Annotated in this window: 23 protein-coding genes; 21 read left to right on the forward strand and 2 right to left on the reverse strand. The window is 68.1% G+C overall.

Annotated features, from left to right (window positions below; genetic code table 11):
• Nucleotides 1-342: 342 nt before the first annotated feature.
• The 4 genes from U5N23_RS23200 to U5N23_RS23215 are packed head-to-tail and all read left to right on the forward strand — an operon-like array spanning nt 343 to nt 3,322.
• On the forward strand, nt 343-1,374 hold the full coding sequence (locus tag U5N23_RS23200) for an ABC transporter substrate-binding protein (protein ID WP_322595081.1): 1,032 nt from the start codon (nt 343-345) through the stop codon (nt 1,372-1,374).
• Between the two features lie 13 nt (nt 1,375-1,387).
• The gene (locus U5N23_RS23205; protein WP_322595082.1) at nt 1,388-2,368 is read left to right on the forward strand and encodes an isopenicillin N synthase family dioxygenase; all 981 of its coding nucleotides are present in this window, start codon (nt 1,388-1,390) and stop codon (nt 2,366-2,368) included.
• Nucleotides 2,365-2,790 (forward strand): VOC family protein, encoded by a 426-nt coding sequence (locus U5N23_RS23210; protein WP_322595083.1) that lies wholly within the window; start codon nt 2,365-2,367, stop codon nt 2,788-2,790. The genes U5N23_RS23205 and U5N23_RS23210 overlap by 4 nt, the downstream gene beginning before the upstream one ends.
• 40 nt (nt 2,791-2,830) lie before the next feature.
• Nucleotides 2,831-3,322 carry a ribosomal protein L7/L12 gene (locus U5N23_RS23215; protein ID WP_322595084.1) on the forward strand — a complete coding sequence of 164 codons (492 nt, stop codon included), beginning with the start codon at nt 2,831-2,833 and terminating at the stop codon, nt 3,320-3,322.
• Between the two features lie 26 nt (nt 3,323-3,348).
• On the opposite strand, the gene U5N23_RS23220 is transcribed toward U5N23_RS23215, so the two are convergent.
• Entirely contained in the window at nt 3,349-4,383 is a 1,035-nt protein-coding gene (locus U5N23_RS23220) for an isopenicillin N synthase family dioxygenase (RefSeq protein WP_416208655.1), read from the reverse strand.
• Nucleotides 4,384-5,029: 646 nt separating this feature from the next.
• On the opposite strand from U5N23_RS23220, the gene U5N23_RS23225 reads away from it, so the two are divergent.
• The 17 genes from U5N23_RS23225 to U5N23_RS23305 all read left to right on the forward strand — a co-directional run bounded on the left by U5N23_RS23225 (nt 5,030) and on the right by U5N23_RS23305 (nt 19,593).
• The gene (locus tag U5N23_RS23225) at nt 5,030-6,073 is read left to right on the forward strand and encodes an ABC transporter substrate-binding protein (RefSeq protein WP_322595556.1); all 1,044 of its coding nucleotides are present in this window, start codon (nt 5,030-5,032) and stop codon (nt 6,071-6,073) included.
• Complete coding sequence (locus U5N23_RS23230) at nt 6,070-6,591, forward strand: nucleoside deaminase (RefSeq protein ID WP_322595085.1); 522 nt, start codon at nt 6,070-6,072, stop codon at nt 6,589-6,591. The genes U5N23_RS23225 and U5N23_RS23230 overlap by 4 nt, the downstream gene beginning before the upstream one ends.
• A 117-nt stretch (nt 6,592-6,708) precedes the next feature.
• A complete protein-coding gene (locus U5N23_RS23235; protein ID WP_416208668.1) occupies nt 6,709-7,224 on the forward strand; it encodes a nucleoside deaminase in 516 nt (171 codons plus the stop codon).
• A gap of 124 nt (nt 7,225-7,348) precedes the next feature.
• Nucleotides 7,349-7,933 (forward strand): TetR/AcrR family transcriptional regulator, encoded by a 585-nt coding sequence (locus U5N23_RS23240; protein ID WP_057265004.1) that lies wholly within the window; start codon nt 7,349-7,351, stop codon nt 7,931-7,933.
• 171 nt (nt 7,934-8,104) lie between these two features.
• Nucleotides 8,105-8,407 carry a 2Fe-2S iron-sulfur cluster binding domain-containing protein gene (locus tag U5N23_RS23245; RefSeq protein ID WP_322595087.1) on the forward strand — a complete coding sequence of 101 codons (303 nt, stop codon included), beginning with the start codon at nt 8,105-8,107 and terminating at the stop codon, nt 8,405-8,407.
• Nucleotides 8,408-8,423: 16 nt separating this feature from the next.
• Nucleotides 8,424-9,011, forward strand: coding sequence for an NAD(P)H-dependent oxidoreductase (locus U5N23_RS23250; protein WP_322595088.1), 588 nt, complete (start codon nt 8,424-8,426; stop codon nt 9,009-9,011).
• A 9-nt stretch (nt 9,012-9,020) separates the two neighbouring features.
• On the forward strand, nt 9,021-10,355 hold the full coding sequence (locus tag U5N23_RS23255) for an amidohydrolase family protein (protein WP_322595089.1): 1,335 nt from the start codon (nt 9,021-9,023) through the stop codon (nt 10,353-10,355).
• Nucleotides 10,352-10,822: a RidA family protein gene (locus tag U5N23_RS23260; RefSeq protein WP_322595090.1), complete on the forward strand. Its 471-nt coding sequence runs from the start codon at nt 10,352-10,354 to the stop codon at nt 10,820-10,822. Before U5N23_RS23255 ends, U5N23_RS23260 begins: the two co-directional genes overlap by 4 nt.
• Before the next feature lie 189 nt (nt 10,823-11,011).
• Nucleotides 11,012-11,875, forward strand: a complete 864-nt coding sequence (locus tag U5N23_RS23265) for a creatininase family protein (RefSeq protein WP_322595091.1) — start codon at nt 11,012-11,014, stop codon at nt 11,873-11,875.
• A 76-nt stretch (nt 11,876-11,951) separates the two neighbouring features.
• A complete protein-coding gene (locus U5N23_RS23270) occupies nt 11,952-12,944 on the forward strand; it encodes an ABC transporter substrate-binding protein (RefSeq protein WP_322595092.1) in 993 nt (330 codons plus the stop codon).
• Nucleotides 12,945-13,019: 75 nt separating this feature from the next.
• A complete protein-coding gene (locus tag U5N23_RS23275; protein WP_322595093.1) occupies nt 13,020-13,859 on the forward strand; it encodes an ABC transporter ATP-binding protein in 840 nt (279 codons plus the stop codon).
• On the forward strand, nt 13,856-14,755 hold the full coding sequence (locus U5N23_RS23280; RefSeq protein WP_322595094.1) for an ABC transporter permease: 900 nt from the start codon (nt 13,856-13,858) through the stop codon (nt 14,753-14,755). The genes U5N23_RS23275 and U5N23_RS23280 overlap by 4 nt, the downstream gene beginning before the upstream one ends.
• A gap of 268 nt (nt 14,756-15,023) precedes the next feature.
• Nucleotides 15,024-16,385, forward strand: coding sequence for an FAD-binding oxidoreductase (locus U5N23_RS23285; protein ID WP_322595095.1), 1,362 nt, complete (start codon nt 15,024-15,026; stop codon nt 16,383-16,385).
• Nucleotides 16,386-16,454: 69 nt separating this feature from the next.
• A complete protein-coding gene (locus U5N23_RS23290; protein ID WP_322595096.1) occupies nt 16,455-17,294 on the forward strand; it encodes an urease accessory protein UreD in 840 nt (279 codons plus the stop codon).
• Nucleotides 17,295-17,340: 46 nt separating this feature from the next.
• Entirely contained in the window at nt 17,341-18,444 is a 1,104-nt protein-coding gene (locus U5N23_RS23295; RefSeq protein WP_322595097.1) for a M14 family metallopeptidase, read from the forward strand.
• Nucleotides 18,445-18,893: 449 nt separating this feature from the next.
• The gene (locus U5N23_RS23300) at nt 18,894-19,337 is read left to right on the forward strand and encodes a transcriptional regulator (RefSeq protein ID WP_322595098.1); all 444 of its coding nucleotides are present in this window, start codon (nt 18,894-18,896) and stop codon (nt 19,335-19,337) included.
• Nucleotides 19,297-19,593 (forward strand): BrnA antitoxin family protein, encoded by a 297-nt coding sequence (locus tag U5N23_RS23305; protein ID WP_322595099.1) that lies wholly within the window; start codon nt 19,297-19,299, stop codon nt 19,591-19,593. The genes U5N23_RS23300 and U5N23_RS23305 overlap by 41 nt, the downstream gene beginning before the upstream one ends.
• Before the next feature lie 43 nt (nt 19,594-19,636).
• Here the strand turns inward: U5N23_RS23305 and U5N23_RS23310 are convergent, their stop codons facing one another.
• On the reverse strand, nt 19,637-19,927 hold the full coding sequence (locus tag U5N23_RS23310; protein ID WP_322595100.1) for a hypothetical protein: 291 nt from the start codon (nt 19,925-19,927) through the stop codon (nt 19,637-19,639).
• Nucleotides 19,928-20,005 lie beyond the last annotated feature (78 nt).

Consider the following 20,005-nt stretch of genomic DNA (forward strand, 5'->3'; position numbering starts at 1 on the left):
TGCGAGCGAGCTGGCGGCGCGGGTGCTTTCACGCCGGTGCGAAGGGCAGGCCGGGAGCCGGCCGGGCGCTCCGGCGTGCCGCCGGCCCCGTGGCACGGATGTTGCACCTGCACCCGCAAGAGTAGAAGCGTTCACCGCCATGGCCCGCGCCTGCACCGCCCCGGTGCCGCGCACGGCCCGGGCGTCCGGAAATTGCTCTTGAAGACCGCTGCCCGTGCGCCGCATGGGCACCGGCTGTGTCTTCAAGCGCGCGGGTGCACCGGCTTCGTTCATCTCTCCCCCGCACCCGCCTTGCTGGCACCGCCGGTGGTTCCGACCCACCTGTGACGGAGTGCCATCATGATGAAACGTCGTTCCCTGCTTCAAGCCGCCGGCGCCGCAGCCTTTGTCGGCGCCGCTTCTCCCTTGGCCTTTGCCCAGGGCAACCTGCAGAAGTTCAAGTTCAACCTGGGCTGGAAGGTCGAGGCCTCGGGCGCGGGCTTTCTGCTTGCGCACCAGCGCGGCTACTACAAGGACGCGGGGCTGGATGTGGCCATCGATACGGGCAACGGCTCGGCGTCGGCCATCAGCCTGGTGGCGGGCGGGGCCTACGACGTGGCCTCGGCCGACCTGTCGACCATGATCGAGTTCAACACCGCCAACCCGAGCGCCAAGCTGGCCGCCGTGGCGATCCAGTACGACCTGAACCCCAACGCGGTGATGGTGCGCAAGGACGGCCCCATCAAGAAGCCTGCCGATCTGGCCGGCAAGACCATCCTGGGCCAGCCCTTCAACGCCTCGCGCAAGCTGTTTCCGGTGTTCGCCAAGGCCCAGGGCTTCGACACCGGCGGCGTGAAGTGGGAGAACGTGGCGCCCGACATCGGCGACACGCGCTTCGTCAAGGGCGACTTCGACGCGGCGGCCTATTTCTTCTTCACCGGGCTGCTCAACCTCAAGGCGCGCGGCATGGGGCCCGAGCAGCTCACGGTGTTCCGCTTCTCGGACTTCGGCATGCAGTCGTACGGCAACGGCCTGGTGGCCAGCCCCAGGACGATGCAGGAGTCACCCGATGCGATGAAGGCCTTTGTGAAGGCCACCACGCGCGGCTGGATCGAGGCCATAGCTGACCCCAAGGCGGGCGCCGCAGCCATCAAGGCGCGCGAACCACTGGCCAACGAGGCCATCGAGCTCGAACGCCTGCAGCTCATCGTGGACGGCACCATGAAGACCGCCGAGACCCGCGCCAACGGCTGGGGCGCCGCCACCCCGGCACGCCTGCAGGCCACCATCGACGAGACGGTGGCGGCCTTCGGCCTCAAATCCAGCCTGGCCGTGGCCGACATCTGGACCGAGCGCTTTTTGCCCACGGCGGCAGACCGCAAGCTCAAGGGCTGACCGAGGCATTGCCATGGGCATCCCCCTCATCGACCTCACCGGGGCACTGCACACCGGCGCCCCGCGCGGCGCCGACGTGGCTGCCGCGCTGCGCCAGGCCTGCATGGGCCCCGGCTTCTTCTATGTGGTGAACCACGGCGTGCCGCAGGAACTCATCGCGCGGCAGTTCGCGTTGGTGCAGCGGTTTTTCGACCTGCCCCTGGCCGAGAAGGAGGCCATCTCGCTGCACCGCTCGCCCTCCATGCGCGGCTATGAGAGCCTGGGCGGCCAGACGCTCGATGCCGGCGCGCGGCCCGACCTCAAAGAGAGCTTCTACTGCGGGCTCGACTATGCGGCCGATCACCCCTACGTGCAGCGCGGCTACCACTCGTACGGCAGCAACCAGTGGCCCGCGCAGCTGCCCGAACTCGGCGAGCAGTGCCGCGCCTACATCGCCGCTATGCAGCAACTGGCGCTGCGGCTCATGCAGCTCCTGGCGCTGTCGCTCGGCCTGCCCGAGGGCTACTTCGACCACACGCACGCCAACCCCATGCTCACGCTGCGGCTGCTGCGCTACCCGCCGCACCCCGAGGGGGCCGATGCGCTCACCTTCGGGGCCGGCGAGCACACCGACTGGGGCGCCATCACCCTGCTCGCGCAGGACCGCCATGGCGGGCTGGAGGTGAAGCTGCCTGGCGGCGAATGGGCCGCTGCCACGCCCATTGAGGGTGCGCTCGTCGTGAACCTTGGCGACATGATTCCGCGCTGGACCAATGGCCTGTACCGCTCCAACCCGCACCGCGTGCGCAACGTGCACAGCGGCGGGGCGCCGCGCCACTCGATCCCTTTTTTCTACACGCCCGACTACGAAGCGCGCGTGGCCCCGGTCGCTACCTGCGTGCCCGCTGGCGAGGCGCCGCGCTTCGAGCCCTGCACCGTGGGCGAGCACCTGCAGGCCATGTACCGCAAGACCTATGGCCTGGCCGACAGCACGAGAAAGGCGGCGATGGCATGACGGCGACCAAGCTTTGGTTCAACCTGTTCTGCCGCGACATCGAGGCCCAGTTGCAGTTCTACCAGGCGCTGCTGCAGTTGCCCGAGGCGGTGGGCACGCGCTCGCCCATCTACCGCGCGGTGGAGACCGAGCACTTCCAGCTGGGCTTCAATGCGTCCGAGGCCTATGCCCTGCTGGGCCTGGCCGACCGCCGGCCCGACGAGGCCCAACTGCCACCCCGCAGCGTGACGGGCTACGCTACCTTCATGCTTGCCACGCCCGAGGCCGTGGACGCCGCGGGCCACCAGGCCACGGTGCTGGGCGGGCAGCTCATCAAGCCGCCCTACGCCACCTACTACGGCCAGTGGCAGGTGGTGCTGGCGGACCCGGAGGACAATGTGTTTCGCCTCAGCGCGTTCGGGCGGGCTGCCGCATCGGCATGAGCGGCACCGGGGCACCGGGGCGCCGTGGTACAACGCGCCGATGCAGAACACCCCCCGCCCCGGACACCCCTTGCCGCCCGACGTGCAGGCCGCGCTCGACGCGGGCCAGATGATCGAAGCCATCAAACGCCTGCGCGCCGCCACGGGCCTGGGCCTCAAGGAGGCCAAGGACCTGATCGATGCGCACCAGCGTGGCGAGGCGGTGTCGGTAGCGGCCCGTGCGGCACAACAGCCGCTGGACGGCAGCTTCCACGTGCCCGACGCGGTGCGCCAGGCCCTGGCCGACGGCAACAAGATCGAGGCCATCCGCCTGCTGCGCGACCATGAGGGGCTGGGCCTCAAGGAGGCCAAGGAGCGGGCCGATGCGATCGAGCAGTCCATGGCCGAGCCGACCTCCATCGGCATGGGTGCGGGCACCCCGGGCCTTTCGCCCGGCCAGCAGCCCGGCGGCGGCGCAGGCAACTGGCTTGCGGTGGCCGTGGTGGTGGCGATTGCCGCAGGCGCCTACTTCTGGATGCGGGGCGGGGGTTAGTCAAGCCCCGCCCCGCTGCCCATCCATCAGTACTTGTTGGAGAAATTGGCGCTGATGCGCTGGCGCAGGTACTCGGCGCCGGTGATGGGCGGGTACTTCTTCGCCGGGCCTTCGATGACGGCGTCTTCATTGGCCTGGCAGAAGAAGGCCAGGCTGTAGCGTGCGCCCTGGTATTCGTTCGGCAGGGGGTTGCGCACGCGGTGGAAGTTGCTGGGCAGCTGGTCGTCGCTCCAGCGCGTGAGCATGTCGCCGATGTTGCAGGTGATCACGCCCTCGGCCGGCTCGACGCTGGTCCACTGGCGGCCCTCGGCTTCCTTGCCGGGCAGCACCTGCAGGCCGCCCTGGCCGGGGCGCTGGAACAGCAGGGTGAGGCAGTCGAAGTCGGTGTGGGCGCCGGCGCGCCACAGGCCCAGCTCGTCCTTGAGCGCCGGGTCCACCGCAAAGTAATGCAGCATGCGCAGCGTGCTCTGGTAGGTGGGCAGGTCGGGGTTGTGGGCGCGGGTGAAGAAGTCCGCGTCGAAGCCCAGCTTGTAGGCAAAGCACGAGAGCAGGCGTATGCCCACCTCCCAGCACTGGCGCTCGAAGGCCAGCGTGGCGGCCTGGAAGCCCGGCAGCTCGGCCTCGGTGGGCCACAGGCCGGCCATGCGCGGGCGCGTGACCTGGTAGGACTCCTTCTGGTCCGGCGTGCGCGTGGAGGGGCGGATCTGCGCCTTGTGCTCCCAGCCGGAGTTGCGCGACAGCGGCCACTGGGCCTTGGTGTCCTTGGGCTGGTCGAAGAAGGCCTGTGCCCGCGCGAAGGCCGCACGGATGTCCTCGATGGGGATGCCGTGGTTCGTCACCTGGAAAAAGCCGATATCGACCGATGCGGCCCACAGCTGCTCGGCGATCTCTTCCTTGCGCTCGTCGAAGTTCGATATGTCGATGCGGCGCACTTCGCGCGTGGAGGTCTCGCCGTCCATCGCGCCGCCCATGCGCGATTCTTTTTCGAGCTCGCCCAGCACATCGGGGGCGACGGTGGGTTCGTAGACGGAAGATGGGGAGGGTGTGGCAATGCTCTGCATGGGGTCTGTTTCCTCGTTGGATCAATGGCAAACAAGGCACATGGCAGACCGCAAGGCATGAAGAAGCGGCACGGCGCCATGTGGCTCTTGAAGGGAACAATGGCAACGGCCCGCAGGCTGCGCGGGCCCGCAAAAAGGCACGCGCACTGCACACAAGCCGCCACCGGCTTCAAGAGCAATGACCCGCCAGCCGGCCCGCGCAATGCGGATCTGCTGGACTGAACGCTTCTACTCTCATTGCGGATGCTAGCAAACAGCAGGCCAGCAACACCGCCATGCTCCTCCCAGGAGAGCCCCTTGGCACCTTCAGGCCCAGGGCCTGCCCCTCACCAAACCAGGGCGCCAACGCACCAAGCCAGCGCACTGCGGGTGCGTGCCCAGCGGCTGCCAACCCCGATGCACAAGAGGCCCGGCAGGGACTCGCGCCAAGGCAAGGCCCTGGCAAGCAAGGGCCTGGCGCACAGCACAGCGCAGCGCTTTCGCGGCACCGGGCACGCTTTCTGCATCAGCCCCTGCCGAGTAGAAGCGTTCAGCGCTGCCACCCTTTTCTGATGGTGGCGCCCGGAAATTGCTCAGTTCGACCCGGTTCTGCGGCGCACACGCCCGTGGGCCCGGGACATTCCACCGAACCTGGGCCTCCGCCATGATGCAACGCCGCCGCTTTCTCTCGACCACCCTCGCCTCCTCCATCGCCACCACGCTGGGCGCAGCCAGCCTGGCCGCGCCTGCCGTGGTGCATGCGCAGGGCGCCCTCACCCCGCTCAAGTTCACGCTCGACTTCCGCGTCACCAGCCAGACCTCGCCCTTCTTCCTGGCGCAGGCCAAGGGCTACTTCAAGGACGAGGGCCTGGACGTGAGCATCGACGTGGGCGCAGGCTCGGTCGCATCGATCACGCGCGTGGCCAGCGGGGCCTACGACATCGGCCTGGGCGACATCAGCGCGCTGGCCGAGTTCCACGCGCAGAACGCCGACACGCCGGTGCAGGCCATCTACCAGTACTACAACCGCGCGCCCTTCGTCATCATCGGCCGCAAGGACCGCGGCATCACCACCGACTTCCAGTCGCTCAAGGGCAAGAAGGTGGCCGCCGCCGCCGTGGAAGCCACGCGCCGCAGCTGGCCCATGGTGGCCCGCGCGCTCAAGACCCCACCCGAGCTGTTCAGTTGGGTGACCACCGACTTCAGCGCGCGCGACAACGTGGTGGTGCGCGGCGATGTGGATGCCGCCACCTACTTCCACGACTCCGCCGTGTCGCTGTTCGCGCGCGTGCCACCCAAGGACCTGTCGGTGCTCGAATACAACAAGGCAGGCCTGCACCTGTATGGCAACGCCGTGCTGGCCGGCAAGCTGCTGCAGGACAAGCCCGAGGTGGCCAAGGCCTTCCTGCGCGCCAGCAACCGCGCGCTGCGCGAGACGCTGGCCAACCCCGAGGCCGCGTTTGCCGCCATCAAGGCGCGCGAAGCCATCCTGAACATGGAGGTGGAGCGCGAGCGCTGGGCCATCACGCGCCAGTACCTGCAAACGGCCGAATCGCAGGCCGTGGGCCTGGGTGGCGTGCAGGGCACCGTGCTGGCGCACCAGATCGAGGAGGTGGGCACCGTGTTCAACCTGGCGCGCAAGCCCGCGCCCGAGCGCGTGTTCAACCCCGCCTTCCTGCCGGCCCTGGCCGAGCGCAAGGTGGTGGCATGAACAGCGCCGCACCGGCAGAACTGCTGCCGCAGGAGGCACAGCTGGACGAGCGCGACGGCAGCTACCTGCGCCAGGCCATCGCCCTGGCCGACAAGGCCCGCGCGCGCGGCAACCGGCCCTTCGGCGCCCTGATCGTGGCGGCCGATGGCCGCGTGCTCGCCGAGGCCTGGAACGCCACCGGCGAGAACGGCGACTGCACTGCACATGCCGAAACCTCGGCCGTGCGCCTGGCAAGCCCCGTGCACAGCCGAGAGGACCTGGCCGGCGCCACGCTGTACTCGTCGGCCGAGCCCTGCGTGATGTGCGCAGGCGCCATCTACTGGGCCAACATCGGGCGCGTGGTGTACGGCATCGACGCAGTGCGGCTGCGCGTGTTCCGCGGCGAGCGGCTGGACCAGCGCGATGCCGAACTGTTCTGCCGCGACGTCTTCAACAGCTCGCCGCACCCCATCGATTGCATAGGGCCAGCGCTGATCGAAGAATCGTCCACCTCGCACCAGGGCGCGTGGAAGAGCTGAGCACCGGCGCGTACGGCGGCAGAAGGCATGCATACATGTCACACATTGTTCATGGCATGCCAAATGCATAACGGGGGCAAGCCAACCCTTCGACGGAGACACCCCATGCATGCCCTGATGTCCGCAATGCCCAGCCAGTTCGACGACCCGACCGAGATCGACGCAACCGACGGCTCCTACCTGCGCCAGGCCATCGCCTGGTCGTGCACGGCGCGTGCGCGCGGCAACCGGCCCTTCGGCGCGGTGGTGATCGGCGGCGACGGCACGCTGCTGGCCGAGGCCTACTGCAACACCAGCGAAACCGGCGACTGCACCGGCCACGCCGAGACCAATGCCGTGCGCCAACTCAGCCCGCGCGTGGGCCGCGACGCGCTGGCCCAGGCCACGCTGTACTCATCGGCCGAGCCCTGCGTGATGTGCGCGGGCGCCATCTTCTGGTCGGGCATCGGCCGCGTGGTGTTCGGCATCGATGCGGTGCGCCTGCGCGAGTTTCGCGGCGAGCGCCCCGAGCAACGCGACGCCGAGCTCTCGTGCCGCGATGTGTTCGCCGCATCGCCACACGCCATCGAATGCATCGGCCCGGCGCTGATCGAAGAGGCCAGCGCACCCCATGTCGGCTTCTGGAAGTCGTGAGCAGCGACAATCGCCCACCATGCCGACCAACGCCCCGCCCGTGAACGAAGCCGATATCGAGACCGGCAGCAATGTCGTCTCGGGAACCCTGCTCAGCCGCTCCAAGCAGGGGCGCGAGCGCATCATGGGCGCGATCCGCGAGGCGGCGATTGCCGAGTTCAGCCGCCATGGCTTCAAGGGTGCGTCCACCAAGGCCATCGCCGAGCGCGCGGGGCTGACCAAGCCGCAGTTGCACTACTACATCGCCAGCAAGGAAGAGCTCTACGAAGAGCTGCTGTACTCGGTGCTCAACGGCTGGTCGGGCGCCTTCCAGTTCGACAGCCAGAGCGACAACCCCAAGAAGGTGCTGAGCAGCTATGTGCGCAAGAAGCTCGACTACGCGCTGGACAACCCCGGCCTGTCGCGCATCTTCACCACCGAGGTGCTGGGCGGCGGGCGCAACCTGGGCAAGTACTGGCCCGTGGCCGTCAAGTCGACCCAGCAGAAGGTGGAGTTGATCGACCGCTGGATCGCCGAGGGCCGCATGCGCCCGCTGGACGCGCGCCTCTTGCTCATGCAGATCTGGGGCATGACCCAGCACTACGCCGACTACGGCGTGCAGGTGCACATCATGCTGGGCCTGGCACCCGACGAAGCCATCGACCGTGAGCCCATCGTGCGCCAGCTCACCACATTTGTGCTGCTGGGCTGCGGCCTCGCACCAGATTAAGCACAGCATGCACGTTGGCGGGCGCAATGCCTGCCCGCCAGTGGCCTGAGCAGGCCACGCACAGCCCCTTGACCCAGGGCAAGACCCCCGGGCCAGCCGAAACCCGCACCAGGCCTTGCTGGCACAGCATTTGCAATAGTTTGACCAATCGATCAAATCAAGTGGTCAAACATGCACAACCCAGCCACGGCAGCGCCGCTGCCCGCCACGGAACAGGTTTTTGAACTGGTGCTTGCGCGCAGCCAGATGCGGTTGCCGGTGGAGCCCGGCGAAAGCATGGCCGATGTGCTGCAGCTCGCCGGCATCGCCATCGACACCCTGTGCGAACAGGGCGTGTGCGGCACCTGCGCCACGCGCTGGCTCGAAGGCGCCCCGGACCACCGCGACAGCTGCCTGAGCCCCGAAGAGCAGGCCACCCGTGTGGCCGTGTGCTGCGCGCGCAGCCACGGCCCCACGCTCACGCTCGACCTTTGAAGAAGGACACCTCGCCATGCGCATCCTCGTGATCTATTGCCACCCGGTGGAGGCCAGCTACAACGCCGCCCTGCACGACGAGGTGGTGCGCAACCTGCGCGCGGCCGGCCATGAGGTGGACGACTGCGACCTGTATGCCGAAGACTTCAACCCCGTGCTCAGCCGCGAGGAGCGCCTGGGCTACCACGAGGTGCCGAGCAACCGCCTGCCGGTGCAGGGTTATGTGGACCGGCTGCTCAAGGCCGAGGCGGTGGTGTTCTGCTTTCCCACCTGGTGCTTCGGCATGCCGGCCATGCTCAAGGGCTTTTTCGACCGCGTGCTGATGCCCGGCGTGGCCTTCGACATCAGCGACCCGCACAACGTCAAGCCCTCGCTCACGCACATCAAGCGCATCTCGGCCGTGGTGACCTATGGCCGCCCGCGCTGGACGGCGCTGCTCATGGGCGACCCGCCGCGCAAGTCCGTCACACGCTACATGCGCCTGCTCACGGGCGGCAAGGCGCGGGTGGACTACCACGCCTACTACCACATGAACGTGGCCACCCCGCCGCGGCTCGCAGCCTTCAAGGCCCGTGTAGGCCAGGCCATGGCGCGCTTTGCGTAAGGGATTTTCATGCACGCATCCAACGCCCCCGATCACATCCTGAACGCCCGCCTGCCGCGCTGGCTGCTGCCCCACGCCTGGCCCACCAGCGCCGGCCAGCCCGCCCTGGCCGACCTGCACCTGGCCCAGGGCCGCATGGCATCCATCGCGCCGCACGACCCGGCCCGCGCCCTGCCCGAGGGCAGCACCTGGGACCTGGCCGGCGCGCTGGTGCTGCCCGGCCTGGTGGATGCCCACACCCATCTGGACAAGGCCTTCACCCTGCCGCGCATGGGCAGCGTCCAGCCCGGCCTGCTGGGCGCCATCGAGGCCATGATGGTCGACCGCCAGGGCTGGACCGAGGCCGACATACGCCAGCGTGCCAGCCGCGCCCTGCAATGGGCCTGCGAGGCCGGTACGGTGCATGTGCGCACCCACTGCGACTGGTGGGAGCCCGAGGCCCAGCCCCTGGCCTGGGGCGTGCTGCGTGAGCTGGCGCAGGAGTGGGCCGGCCGCATCACGCTGGAGCGCGTGGGCCTGATCCCCCTGCACCTGTACACCGATCGCGCCACCGCCATGCAACTGGCCGCCACTGTGGCTGCCAGCGGCCCGGGCGCACTGCTGGGCGGCTTCGTGCACTCGACCAACTGGAACCCGCAGGCCCTGCGCCACCTGTTCGAGGCCGCACAGCACCACGGCCTGAACGTGGACCTGCATGTGGACGAAGAACTGCACCCCGGCGCCCTGGGCCTGGCGACCACGGCTGCGCTGCTGCAGGAACTGCGCTTCGAAGGCCATGTGGTCTGCGGCCACACCTGCGCACTGGCCGCGCAGGACGAGGCGACAGCCCTGGCCACGCTCGACGCCGTGGCGGCAAGCCCCATCACCCTGGTCACCCTGCCCATCACCAACCTGCTGCTGCAGGACGCAGTGACCGGCCGCACGCCGCGCCAGCGCGGCCTGACCCTGGTGAAGGAAGCCCATGCGCGCGGCATCCCCGTGCTGGTGGCCAGCGACAACGTGCAGGACCCGTTCTGCCCCGTGGGCAGCTTCGACCCGCTGGAGGCCCTGGCCACCGGCGTGCTGGCCGCGCAGCTCGACGCGCCGTTCGACCGCTGGTCCGAAGCACTGTGCCGCGGCGACTGGCTGCGCCGCGGGCCCGACGCACTGCCCCTGCAGCCCGGCAGCGCGGCAGACCTGATCGTCTTTCAGCAGGCCGACCGCTGGGGCTTTCCCTCGCGCACGCAGCCCCGCGTAGTGCTGCGCAACGGCCGCGTGGCCAGCGGCCATGCCAGCGCCGCCTGGCACCTGGCGAATGCCACCCCCGCACCATCCACACCCATCCCTGCACGGAGCCTTGCATGAGCGACAACGCACCCAACACCCCAGGCATCGCCCAGCCCCTGGCCCGCTATGCCGCCTGGCGCCGCGCGGGCGACCTGGTGTTCCTGTCCGGGATCATCGCCGTGGACCCTGCAGCCAGCCGTATCGTGCGCGGCTATGCCGACATCCCCGACGAGGCGGCCACGCTGGTCGGCCGCACGGGCGAGTTCAGCAGCGACACCAAGGAGGGCCCCATCCTCGCGCAGAGCTGGTACGTGCTCGACCGCATCCGCCTGACCATCGAGGCCGCGGGCGGGCAGATGTCGGACGTGTTCAAGCTGGTGCAGTACTTCAAGAACCTGGACCACTTTCCCCAGTACAGCCGGGTGCGCAAGCTGTTCTTCCCGGGCGAGCCCCCGGCCTCCACCGTGGTCGAGGTCAGCGGCATGCTGCCGACCCCGGACATCCTGATCGAAGTCGAAGCCACGGCGTACCTGCCCTTGAAATGAAGCCCCCTGAGTCGCTTCGCGCCTTCCCCCTCAGGGGGACGCCGCCAGTGCGGCGGGGCGGCCCTTGCACGGCGGCACTGGCCTCGGCCATGCCAGTTGCACGGCCGCTGATGGCGGCACCCACCTGCGATTGAAGAACCTCTCACCACTGCTTTTTTGAACCAGCGTCCTACCCACGAAAGCCCATCCATGCTGCACGGCTACAACCCGCCCCACCGCTACCTGCCCTACCTGAGCTGGACCGAGATCGTCGACCTGCCGGACAAGGAGAACACCGTCATCGTGCTGCCCACGGGCGCCACCGAGCAGCACGGCCCGCACCTGCCCTGCGCGGTGGACACGGTGATCAGCGCCGGCGTGGTGGGCCATGCCCTGGCGCGCCTGCCGGCCGAGGTGCCGGCCTTTGCCATGGCGCCCATCACCTACGGCAAGTCGGAGGAGCACCTGCACTTTCCCGGCACCATCACCTTGAGCGGCGAGACCCTGCTGGCCACCATGAACGAGGTGGGCGAGTCGGTCTACCGCGCGGGCTTTCGCAAGCTGCTGTTCGTCAACGGCCACGGCGGCCAGCCGCAGGTCATGGAGATGTGCGCGCGCGAGCTGCGCCTGCGCCATGGCGACTTCATCGTGGTGCCCAGCTTCACCTGGCGCGTGCCGCACGTGGCGGGCAAGTACCTGTCGGAGCAGGAGAAGAAGCTGGCCATGCACGCCGGCCATGCCGAAACGGCGCTGATGCTGGCCCTGGCCCCCGACACCGTGCACATGGAGCGCGCGGTGGTGAACTACCCCCCCGTGTTCGACTCGCCCCTGCTGTCGCCCGACGGCCGCCCCGCCTGCGCCTGGAGCGCGCGCGACTTCGGGCCCAGCGGCATCATCGGCGACCCACTGCCCGCCACCGCCGAGCAGGGCCACGCCATCCTCGATTCGCTGGCCGTGAGCTGGGCCGCCGCCATCACCGAGCTGCACAAGCTGCAGTGGGCCGCCCGCCCCGAGCCCACCTGGGGCCGCGCCAACCACACGGGCCATGTGGAGAACTCCTCCGCACTGGCCTGAAACCTGCGAAGCCCGCACACCGCCATCCCTGACGCCCCTGTTCCATCCCCGCCCATCACCCTACCGGAGAACTGCCATGATGAAGACCGCCTCCCGCCTTTCCAAACTTGGTGCAGCCGCCCTGCTCGCTGTTGGTGCCATCGGCACCAGCCAAGCGCAGGAAAAGTTCACCTACATGACCAACTGGTACGCGCAGGCCGAGCACGGCGGCTTCTACCAGGCGGTGGCCACGGGCCTGTACAAAAAGTACGGCCTGGACGTGAGCATCAAGATGGGTGGCCCGCAGGTCAACATCGTGCAGATGATGGCGGCCGGCCAGGCCGAGTGCGTGATGGGATCGAGCGACCTGCAGATGATCCAGATGCGCGAGGGCGGTGTACCCGTGACCACGGTGGCAGCGGTGTTCCAGAAAGACCCGCAGGTGCTCATCGCGCATGACGACGTGAAGAAGTTCGAGGACCTGAAGGGCAAGACCATCCTCATCGCCTCGTCGGCCCAGCGCGGCTACTGGCCCTGGCTCAAGGCCAAGTACGGCTTCACCGATTCGCAGACGCGGCCCTACACCTTCAACATCCAGCCCTTCGTGGCCGACAAGAACACCGCCCAGCAGGGCTACCTGACGTCGGAGCCGTTTGCCATCGCCAAGGCCGGCGTCAAGGCCAACACCCTGATGTTCAGCGACCAGGGCTACCCCGCCTACGCCACCACCGTGAGCTGCATGGACAAGACGCTCAAGGAGCGCAGCGCCGCCGTGGCCTCGTTCGTGAAGGCGTCGATGGAAGGCTGGAAGAGCTACCTGGCCGACCCCGCCCCCGGCAACGTCCTGATCAAGAAGGACAACCCCAACATGACCGACGAACAGCTGGCCTACAGCGTGGCCAAGCTCAAGGAGATGGGCATGGTGACGGGCGGCGACGCGGCCAGCATGGGCATCGGCACCATGACCGACGCACGCGCCAAGGCGAGCTACGACTTCTTGGTCGAGTCCAAGCTCATCGACCCCGCCAAGGTGAAGCTGGCCGACACGTACAGCACCGCCTTCGTCAAGGACCTGAAAGTCCTTCCGTAAGCCCACCCTGCCCTGAAACAGCGGCCTCTGCCCCGCGCGCAGCGGGGCGGGCCGCATCCATCGAAAGGCCACCCCATGCAGTCCGCCGAGTCCACCCCCGCCCCTCTCGCGACCCACCGCCCCACGCCCGCCGTGCAGGTGCTGTCGGCCGAGAAGACCTACCCCAACGGCACGCAGGCCCTGCTGCCGGTGGACCTGACCATCGAAGAGGGCGAGTTCGTCACCCTGCTCGGCCCCTCGGGCTGCGGCAAGAGCACGCTGCTGAAGATGGTGGCCGGCCTGCTGGAGCCCACCGACGGCCGCCTGCAGCTGTGGCACAAGCCCGTGGCGCAGCTGGACGAAAGCGGCAAGAAGATGGCCTTCGTCTTCCAGTCGCCCACGCTCATGCCCTGGGCCAGCGTGCAGACCAACGTGCGCCTGCCGCTGGATCTGGCCGGCGTGCCGCGCCAGGAGGCCGATGGCCGCGTGGCCGAGGCATTGGCCCTCGTGGGCCTGTCGAAATTTGCCAGCGCGCTGCCGCGCGCCCTGTCGGGCGGCATGCAGATGCGCGTTTCCATCGCGCGCGGCCTGGTCACCCAGCCTGATCTGCTGCTGATGGACGAGCCCTTTGGCGCGCTCGACGAGATCACGCGCCACAAGCTCGACGCCGACCTGCTGGACCTGTGGCGCAAGAAGAAGCTCACCGTGATCTTCGTGACCCACTCGATCCACGAGGCGGTGTTCCTGTCGAGCCGCGTGGTGATGATGGCCGCGCGCCCCGGGCGTGTGGTGGAGCAGTTCACCATCGACGCGCCCTACCCGCGCACCGCCGATTTCATGGTGTCGCCCGAGTTCAGCCGCTACGCCAAGCAGTTGCAGGACAGCCTGCTGCGCGCCAGCGCCAGTACCGAAGACGTCGAGGAGACCGCAGCATGAGCACGCCCTACCCTGCGGCCTCCGTGGCCCCTGCTGCCGCTGCCGAGCGCAGCGCACAGCCTGCGCGCGCACCAGCCCCAGCCAAGCCCGCCAAGCCGCGCATTCCCCTCATGGCCCAGCCGCGCGTGCAGCGCGTGGTCTACCCGCTGCTGGTGGGCCTGGTGCTCATCGCGCTGTGGCAGGGCCTGGTCACGGCGCTGGAGCTGCCGCCCTACCTGGTGCCCTCGCCCCTGCTCATGCTCAAGACGCTGTTCACCGACTGGGCGGCCCTGGGCGGCTCGCTGTGGGTCACCGTCAAGATCACGGTGCTGGCCTTTGGCGTGGCCACCGTGGCGGGTGTGCTGATCTCGTTTCTGTTCGTGCAGAGCAAGCGCATCGAGACGGCCCTGTTCCCTTACGCCGTGCTGCTGCAGGTCACGCCCATCGTGGCCGTGGCGCCGCTGATCATCATCTGGGTAAAGGACCCGACCGCGTCGATGGTGATCTGCGCCGCGCTGGTGGCGCTGTTCCCCATCATCAGCAACACCACGCTGGGCCTGCGCAGCGTGGAGCCCGATCTGCAAAGCTACTTCCAGCTCAACCGCGCCACGCGCATGCAGACCCTGCTGCGCCTGCGCATACCGAGCGCGCTGCCCTACTTCTTTGGCGGGCTGCGCATCTCCAGCGGGCTGGCCCTCATCGGCGCCGTGGTGGCCGAGTTCGTGGCGGGCACGGGCGGCCAGGGCGCGGGTTTGGCGTACCAGATTCTGCAGGCCGGCTTTCAGCTCAACATACCGCGCATGTTCGCCGCACTGCTGCTGATATCGCTGACCGGGGTCGCACTGTTTGCACTGATGGCCTGGGGTACCCGCCTGGCCCTCGGGAGCTGGCACGCCAGCGAAAACTCGCACGACTAGTGTTCTGTCCCGTAAATAGATGCCAAAAATAAAACCGATGGATTTCGCGCCAGGGCAAGGCGCAAACCGCAGCGATAGCCGTAGCTATCGCGAGGATTTGCAACGCGGCCCTGGCGTGAAAGACGCGGTTTTATTGGCATTTATTTGCGGGACAGGACACTAGCCCCACCCACCCAGGCCACATCCATTTTTTGACACCGCGCACGCGTGGTGGGGGCGCCGCTTTGCCCGCCACACACCACCCACTGCACCGACAGGAGAGACAGACATGACCACCACCACCGCCCACCAACTGCCCGAACAACTGCCCGGCCTGGACTGGATTGCCGACCCGCTGCGCGTGGGCCGCCTGTCGCAGGACTTTGCCTGGTTCAGCCCCGTGCTCAAACGCGACCTGGCCGGCAAGCGCGGTGACGTGGCCGTGCGCCCGCGCACCGAGGACGAGATCCGCCAGGTGGTGGCGGCCTGCGCCAAGGCGCAGATCCCCCTCACCGTGCGCGGCAGCGGCACCGGCAACTACGGGCAGAGCACGCCGCTGCATGGCGGGGTGATCCTGGACCTGTCGGGCTACAACGGCTTTGGCTGGGTGCGCGGCGGCGTGGGCCGCGCGCAGGCCGGCATCCGCCTGTCGGAGTTCGACGCGCAGGCCAAGCCCCAGGGGCAGGAGCTGCGCTGGCTGCCCTCCACCTACCGCAGCGCCACGCTGGGCGGGCTGTTTGGCGGCGGGTTTGGCGGAGCCGGGTCGATCAACCACGGCCCGCTGGCCGCGCCCGGCAACGTGCTGGCGGTGCGCGCCATGACGGTGGAGCCCGAGCCCCAGGTCATCGAGCTGCGCGGCCCCGAGGCCATGCTGCTGCACCACACCTACGGCACCAACGGCATCGTGCTGGAGCTGGAAGTGGCCCTGACCCCCACCGTGGCGTGGACGGAGTGCATCGTCACCTTCACCGAATTCGACGCCGCGCTGGAGTTTGCCGACCGCTTTGGCGCCGCGCCGGGGCTGGAGAAAAAAGAGGTGTGCTTCCTGGCCGCGCCCATCCCCGACTACTTCACCAGCCTGGCCGAGCACCTGCCCAAGGGCTGCCATGCGGTGATGCTGCTGGTGGCCCCGCACTCCGAAGACGGCATGCGCGACATGGCCGCCAAATACGGCGGCAGCGTCAGCTACCGCAAGAGCGCCGACGAGGTGGACAAGAGCCACAAGACCCTGCTCGAATACACCTGGAACCACACCACCCTGCACGCGCTGAAGGTGGACAAATCGCTCACCTACATCCAGAGCGGCTTCACCCCCGCCACCCGGCTGGAGCAGGTGAAGGCGCTCGAAAAAGCCCTGGGCGGCGAGGTGATGATGCACCTGGAGTTCCTGCGCACCAAGGAAGGCGCATTCAACTGCAGCGGGCTGCAGCTCATTCGCTACAGCACCGAAGAGCGCCTGAACCAGATCATGCAGATCTACCGCGACCACGGCGTGCAGATCAACAACCCGCACGTGTACATCGTGGAAGACGGCAAGCAGAACAACCTGGACCCCGCCGTGGTGGGGATCAAGCAGCGCTTTGACCCGCAAGGTTTGCTCAACCCCGGCAAGCTGCGCAGTTGGGTGCCGCCGGTGGCGAAAGCCGCATAGCCCCTGGGGCAGCGGCTGCAGGCGGTGCAAAGGCATAATCAGCTATTCATTTAATAGCAGTTCCCATCCATGTCCTGGCACGCGCGCCTGCAGCTCGACTACACCGTTGAAGGCCCCACCACCCGCACCGTGGCGCGCTACCAGCACGATGGGCCGCTGCGCATCCTGCAAAGCCTGTACCCCGAGGGGGAAGGCATCTGCCACAACGTGCTGGTGCATCCGCCCGGCGGCCTGGTGGGCGGCGACACGCTGGACATCACCACCACCGTGGGGCCTGGCGCGCATGGCCTGATCACCACGCCAGGGGCGACGCGCTTCTACCGCTCCACCGGCCCGCTGGCGCTGCAGCGCAGCCACCTCACGCTGGCCGAAGGCGCGCGCCTGGAATGGCTGCCGCTGGAGGCCCTGTGCTACAGCGCCTGCAATGCCGAGAACCACCTCACCCTGAACCTGGCCCCTGGCGCCGAATGCATGGGCTGGGACGTGACCGCCCTGGGCCTGCCCCATGCCGACCAGCCCTTTGTGCAGGGCCGCTTCGTGCAGCACCTGACCGTGCCCGGCCTGTGGCTGGAGCGCGGCGTGATCGACGCGGCCGACGAGCGCCTGCTGCAAAGCCCGCTGGGCCTGGCCGGCCAGCGCTGCATGGCCAGCATGTTCTTTGCCGCCGGCAGCGCGCTGGAGCGCAACCGCCGCGACGCCGCGCTGGACGCGGCGCGCGCGGTGATGGATGCGCACCCCACCCTGACCGCCACCGCAGGCGCCACCAGCCCCAACGCACAGATGGTGGTGGTGCGCGTGCTGGCCCCTCAAGTGGAGCCGGCGATGAAGCTGCTCAAGGCGGTGCGCATGGCCTGGAGAAAAGAGATGTGGGCGCTGCAGGGCGAGGCGCCGCGCATCTGGGCGATGTAGCCGCAACGCACCCAACCCCCGTCACAACACAGGAACCCCACGCACCATGTCCATACAACCCAGCGCCGCCACGCGGTATTTCTCGGGCACGTATGCCGAAGCCCGCGCCAAGTTCCTCGATGCTGCTGCCCAGAGCGGCGCGGCCGTCGAATCCTTCGTGCACCCGGAGCACCGCGGCGCGCTGGGCGAAGAGCTGGCCACCGACGTGGCGCTGATCGGCGCCATTGATGCGAAGAAGATCCTGCTCGTCACCTCGGGCACGCACGGGCCCGAGGGCTTTTGCGGGTCGGGCACGCAGGTGGCCACGCTGCACGATGCCGACCTGCTGGCGCGGCTGCAGCAGGCCGGCGTGGCGCTGCTGCTGGTGCATGCGGTCAACCCGCACGGGTTTTCGCACCTGCACCGCACCAACGAAGACAACATCGACCTGAACCGCAACCACATCGACTTCAGCGCGCCGCTGCCGGTGAACGCCGCGTATGCCGACGTGGAGCCGCTGATGCTGCCGGCCACCTGGCCGCCGACGCCCGCCGACGACGCGGCGGTGGACGCCTACATTGCCCAGCACGGCCTGGCCGCGTTTCGCAACGCCGTGTTCAAGGGCCAGTACACCTCGCCCGACGGCTTGTTCTACGGCGGCACCGCGCCATCGTGGAGCAACCGGACCATCCGCGCCATATTGCGCAAGTACGCTGCTGCCGCCACGCACCTGGGCTGGATCGACGTGCACACGGGCCTGGGCCCCTACGGCCACGGCGAAAAGATCTACCCCGGCCGCAACACGCCCGAGGACCTGGCGCTGGCCCAGTCCTGGTGGGGCGCCGACGTGTTCTCGCCCTTCTCCGGCGACTCCGCCTCGGCCGACGTGTCGGGCCCGGTGGTCACCACCGCGTTCGACGAATGCCCCCACGCCCGCATCGCCCCCATGGGCCTGGAGTTCGGCACCCTGCCCGAGGCGGACATGCTGCTGCGCCTGCGCGCAGACACCTGGCTGCGCAGCCACCCCGACGCACCGGCGGCGCAGCAGCGCGAGATACGCACCCAGTTGCGCGACGCGTTCTACTGCGACAACGAGGAGTGGAAGGGCATGGTGCTGGGGCAGACGCGGGTGGTGTTGTTGCAGACGGTGCAGGGGTTGCGCAAGGGTTGATGGGGTCGGGGCAGGCGTGCCGGATTGAAGTCGACGTTCGGGGTGGGCTGCGGTGGGCCTTGCCTTCTCGGCACATGACGGCGGACTGGTCCTGCAAAAGGCTTTCCAGGCATTGCGTGGCATCGATGCCATAGGGCTGGCCGCGCTCGGGGGCATCAATCTGGCTGATGCGCACGCGCTCGGGCCCCGTGGGTGTGTTCACGTGCAGCGTGTCGCCATCGGTGATGGGGTGACTGCTACCCCTACGCAGACCTGCGCTGGTGCGTGACCTGGGCGCAAGGGGCGGCGGCCAAGACCTGTGCTGCCGTCCCGATGGCAACCGTTGGCACCGGTGCCGCCTCAGTGCAGGGGCAAGGCTGCTGACGGAGGAAGGTGACTCCAACGGAGTAGGCGGTCGGTTCGCATCTCCAATACCCCCGAACCAAGAGATTGTGATCAGCCCATATCCCATGGCCATGATCGAACTGCATTGTGAAGAGCGTGGTAGATTTTTACGTGCATACAAAAAAATAATTGCACGCCAATTTAATTGGCACTACAATAAATTTATGTTCACAGTCATCGAGACCCCGGAGTTCATCAGTTGGTCCGCAGGGGTCTGGAGCGATGCAGAGCGCGCCGACTTCATCAGCTGGATTGCTGTGAACACCGAAGCTGGTGATGTGATCCCCGGTTCGGGAGGCCTGCGCAAGGTGCGTTGGAGCCGCTCTGGCATGGGCACACGCGGCGGCGCCCGGGTGATCTACTTCACCCGCAACGAAAAGGGCGAGGTGGTGCTGGTGCTGGTCTATGCCAAGGCCAAGTTCGACAACATCAGCGCCGCTGTGCTGAAAGCAATCAAGGAGAAATTCGATGCCCAACAAAAAGATGGACCCCGAAGTGGCCGAGTTTGAAGCGGCGCTTTTGCGCAGCGTGGGCCAGGCCCTGGCGGGCGAGGTGGGTGCGGTGCACACGCCGGAGCAGATCACGGCGCGCAAGCGGGGCCGCCCTGCGGGCACCACGAAGGCCGATGCAAAGCAGCGGGTGACGCTGCGGGTGGACCCCGATGTGCTGGATGCGATCAAGGCCACGGGCAGCGGCTGGCAGACCCGGATCAATGACCTGCTGCGCGCGGACATTCAGGCGGGGCGCCATACGGAGAAGGCGTAGGTGCACAAGTGCGCAAAAGCGTGCGCAACCAGTCACAGCCCATTCAGCGGGATGCCTCGCCAGCCCCTTCCGACAGCTTTTCGCCCAGCAGGTTGGCGGTGTACCGCAGCCGGTCGATATCCGCATCCCTCTGCACGCCCCGGCTGAAACAGCACAGGGTGCCATAGACCTGGCCGTCTGCCAGGCGCACGGGGGTGCTCAGATGAGTGCCGATGTCGAACCCGGGGTCGGGCGCCTGGCCTGCCTTGACGAGAGGCACGGCATTGTCGATCTTTTCTGGCAAGCGGCCTTCGACCGCATACGGGCACCAGCTTTCTTCGGCCGGGTCGGACATGCCTGCCACGACGGGCGCAAACCGGCGCCCTGCGATGTAGCACCTGGCCAGAACCGCTTCGCTGAGCTTTGTTGGCCG

This window comes from Acidovorax sp. (assembly GCF_034519795.1).
Taxonomy (GTDB): Bacteria; Pseudomonadota; Gammaproteobacteria; order Burkholderiales; family Burkholderiaceae_C; genus Acidovorax.

What these genes read in the sequence shown, in the direction of transcription:
- U5N23_RS23250 (WP_322595088.1), top strand. Translation starts at nt 8,424, where the DNA reads ATGCGCATCCTCGTGATCTATTGCCACCCGGTGGAGGCCAGCTACAAC.
- U5N23_RS23290 (WP_322595096.1), top strand. Translation starts at nt 16,455, where the DNA reads ATGTCCTGGCACGCGCGCCTGCAGCTCGACTACACCGTTGAAGGCCCC.
- U5N23_RS23220 (WP_416208655.1), bottom strand. Translation starts at nt 4,383, where the DNA reads ATGCAGAGCATTGCCACACCCTCCCCATCTTCCGTCTACGAACCCACC.
- U5N23_RS23255 (WP_322595089.1), top strand. Translation starts at nt 9,021, where the DNA reads ATGCACGCATCCAACGCCCCCGATCACATCCTGAACGCCCGCCTGCCG.
- U5N23_RS23235 (WP_416208668.1), top strand. Translation starts at nt 6,709, where the DNA reads ATGTCCGCAATGCCCAGCCAGTTCGACGACCCGACCGAGATCGACGCA.
- U5N23_RS23260 (WP_322595090.1), top strand. Translation starts at nt 10,352, where the DNA reads ATGAGCGACAACGCACCCAACACCCCAGGCATCGCCCAGCCCCTGGCC.
- U5N23_RS23245 (WP_322595087.1), top strand. Translation starts at nt 8,105, where the DNA reads ATGCACAACCCAGCCACGGCAGCGCCGCTGCCCGCCACGGAACAGGTT.
- U5N23_RS23200 (WP_322595081.1), top strand. Translation starts at nt 343, where the DNA reads ATGAAACGTCGTTCCCTGCTTCAAGCCGCCGGCGCCGCAGCCTTTGTC.
- U5N23_RS23230 (WP_322595085.1), top strand. Translation starts at nt 6,070, where the DNA reads ATGAACAGCGCCGCACCGGCAGAACTGCTGCCGCAGGAGGCACAGCTG.
- U5N23_RS23265 (WP_322595091.1), top strand. Translation starts at nt 11,012, where the DNA reads ATGCTGCACGGCTACAACCCGCCCCACCGCTACCTGCCCTACCTGAGC.
- U5N23_RS23205 (WP_322595082.1), top strand. Translation starts at nt 1,388, where the DNA reads ATGGGCATCCCCCTCATCGACCTCACCGGGGCACTGCACACCGGCGCC.
- U5N23_RS23270 (WP_322595092.1), top strand. Translation starts at nt 11,952, where the DNA reads ATGATGAAGACCGCCTCCCGCCTTTCCAAACTTGGTGCAGCCGCCCTG.
- U5N23_RS23225 (WP_322595556.1), top strand. Translation starts at nt 5,030, where the DNA reads ATGCAACGCCGCCGCTTTCTCTCGACCACCCTCGCCTCCTCCATCGCC.
- U5N23_RS23295 (WP_322595097.1), top strand. Translation starts at nt 17,341, where the DNA reads ATGTCCATACAACCCAGCGCCGCCACGCGGTATTTCTCGGGCACGTAT.
- U5N23_RS23310 (WP_322595100.1), bottom strand. Translation starts at nt 19,927, where the DNA reads ATGTCCGACCCGGCCGAAGAAAGCTGGTGCCCGTATGCGGTCGAAGGC.
- U5N23_RS23280 (WP_322595094.1), top strand. Translation starts at nt 13,856, where the DNA reads ATGAGCACGCCCTACCCTGCGGCCTCCGTGGCCCCTGCTGCCGCTGCC.
- U5N23_RS23275 (WP_322595093.1), top strand. Translation starts at nt 13,020, where the DNA reads ATGCAGTCCGCCGAGTCCACCCCCGCCCCTCTCGCGACCCACCGCCCC.
- U5N23_RS23285 (WP_322595095.1), top strand. Translation starts at nt 15,024, where the DNA reads ATGACCACCACCACCGCCCACCAACTGCCCGAACAACTGCCCGGCCTG.
- U5N23_RS23240 (WP_057265004.1), top strand. Translation starts at nt 7,349, where the DNA reads ATGGGCGCGATCCGCGAGGCGGCGATTGCCGAGTTCAGCCGCCATGGC.
- U5N23_RS23215 (WP_322595084.1), top strand. Translation starts at nt 2,831, where the DNA reads ATGCAGAACACCCCCCGCCCCGGACACCCCTTGCCGCCCGACGTGCAG.
- U5N23_RS23305 (WP_322595099.1), top strand. Translation starts at nt 19,297, where the DNA reads ATGCCCAACAAAAAGATGGACCCCGAAGTGGCCGAGTTTGAAGCGGCG.
- U5N23_RS23300 (WP_322595098.1), top strand. Translation starts at nt 18,894, where the DNA reads ATGGCCATGATCGAACTGCATTGTGAAGAGCGTGGTAGATTTTTACGT.
- U5N23_RS23210 (WP_322595083.1), top strand. Translation starts at nt 2,365, where the DNA reads ATGACGGCGACCAAGCTTTGGTTCAACCTGTTCTGCCGCGACATCGAG.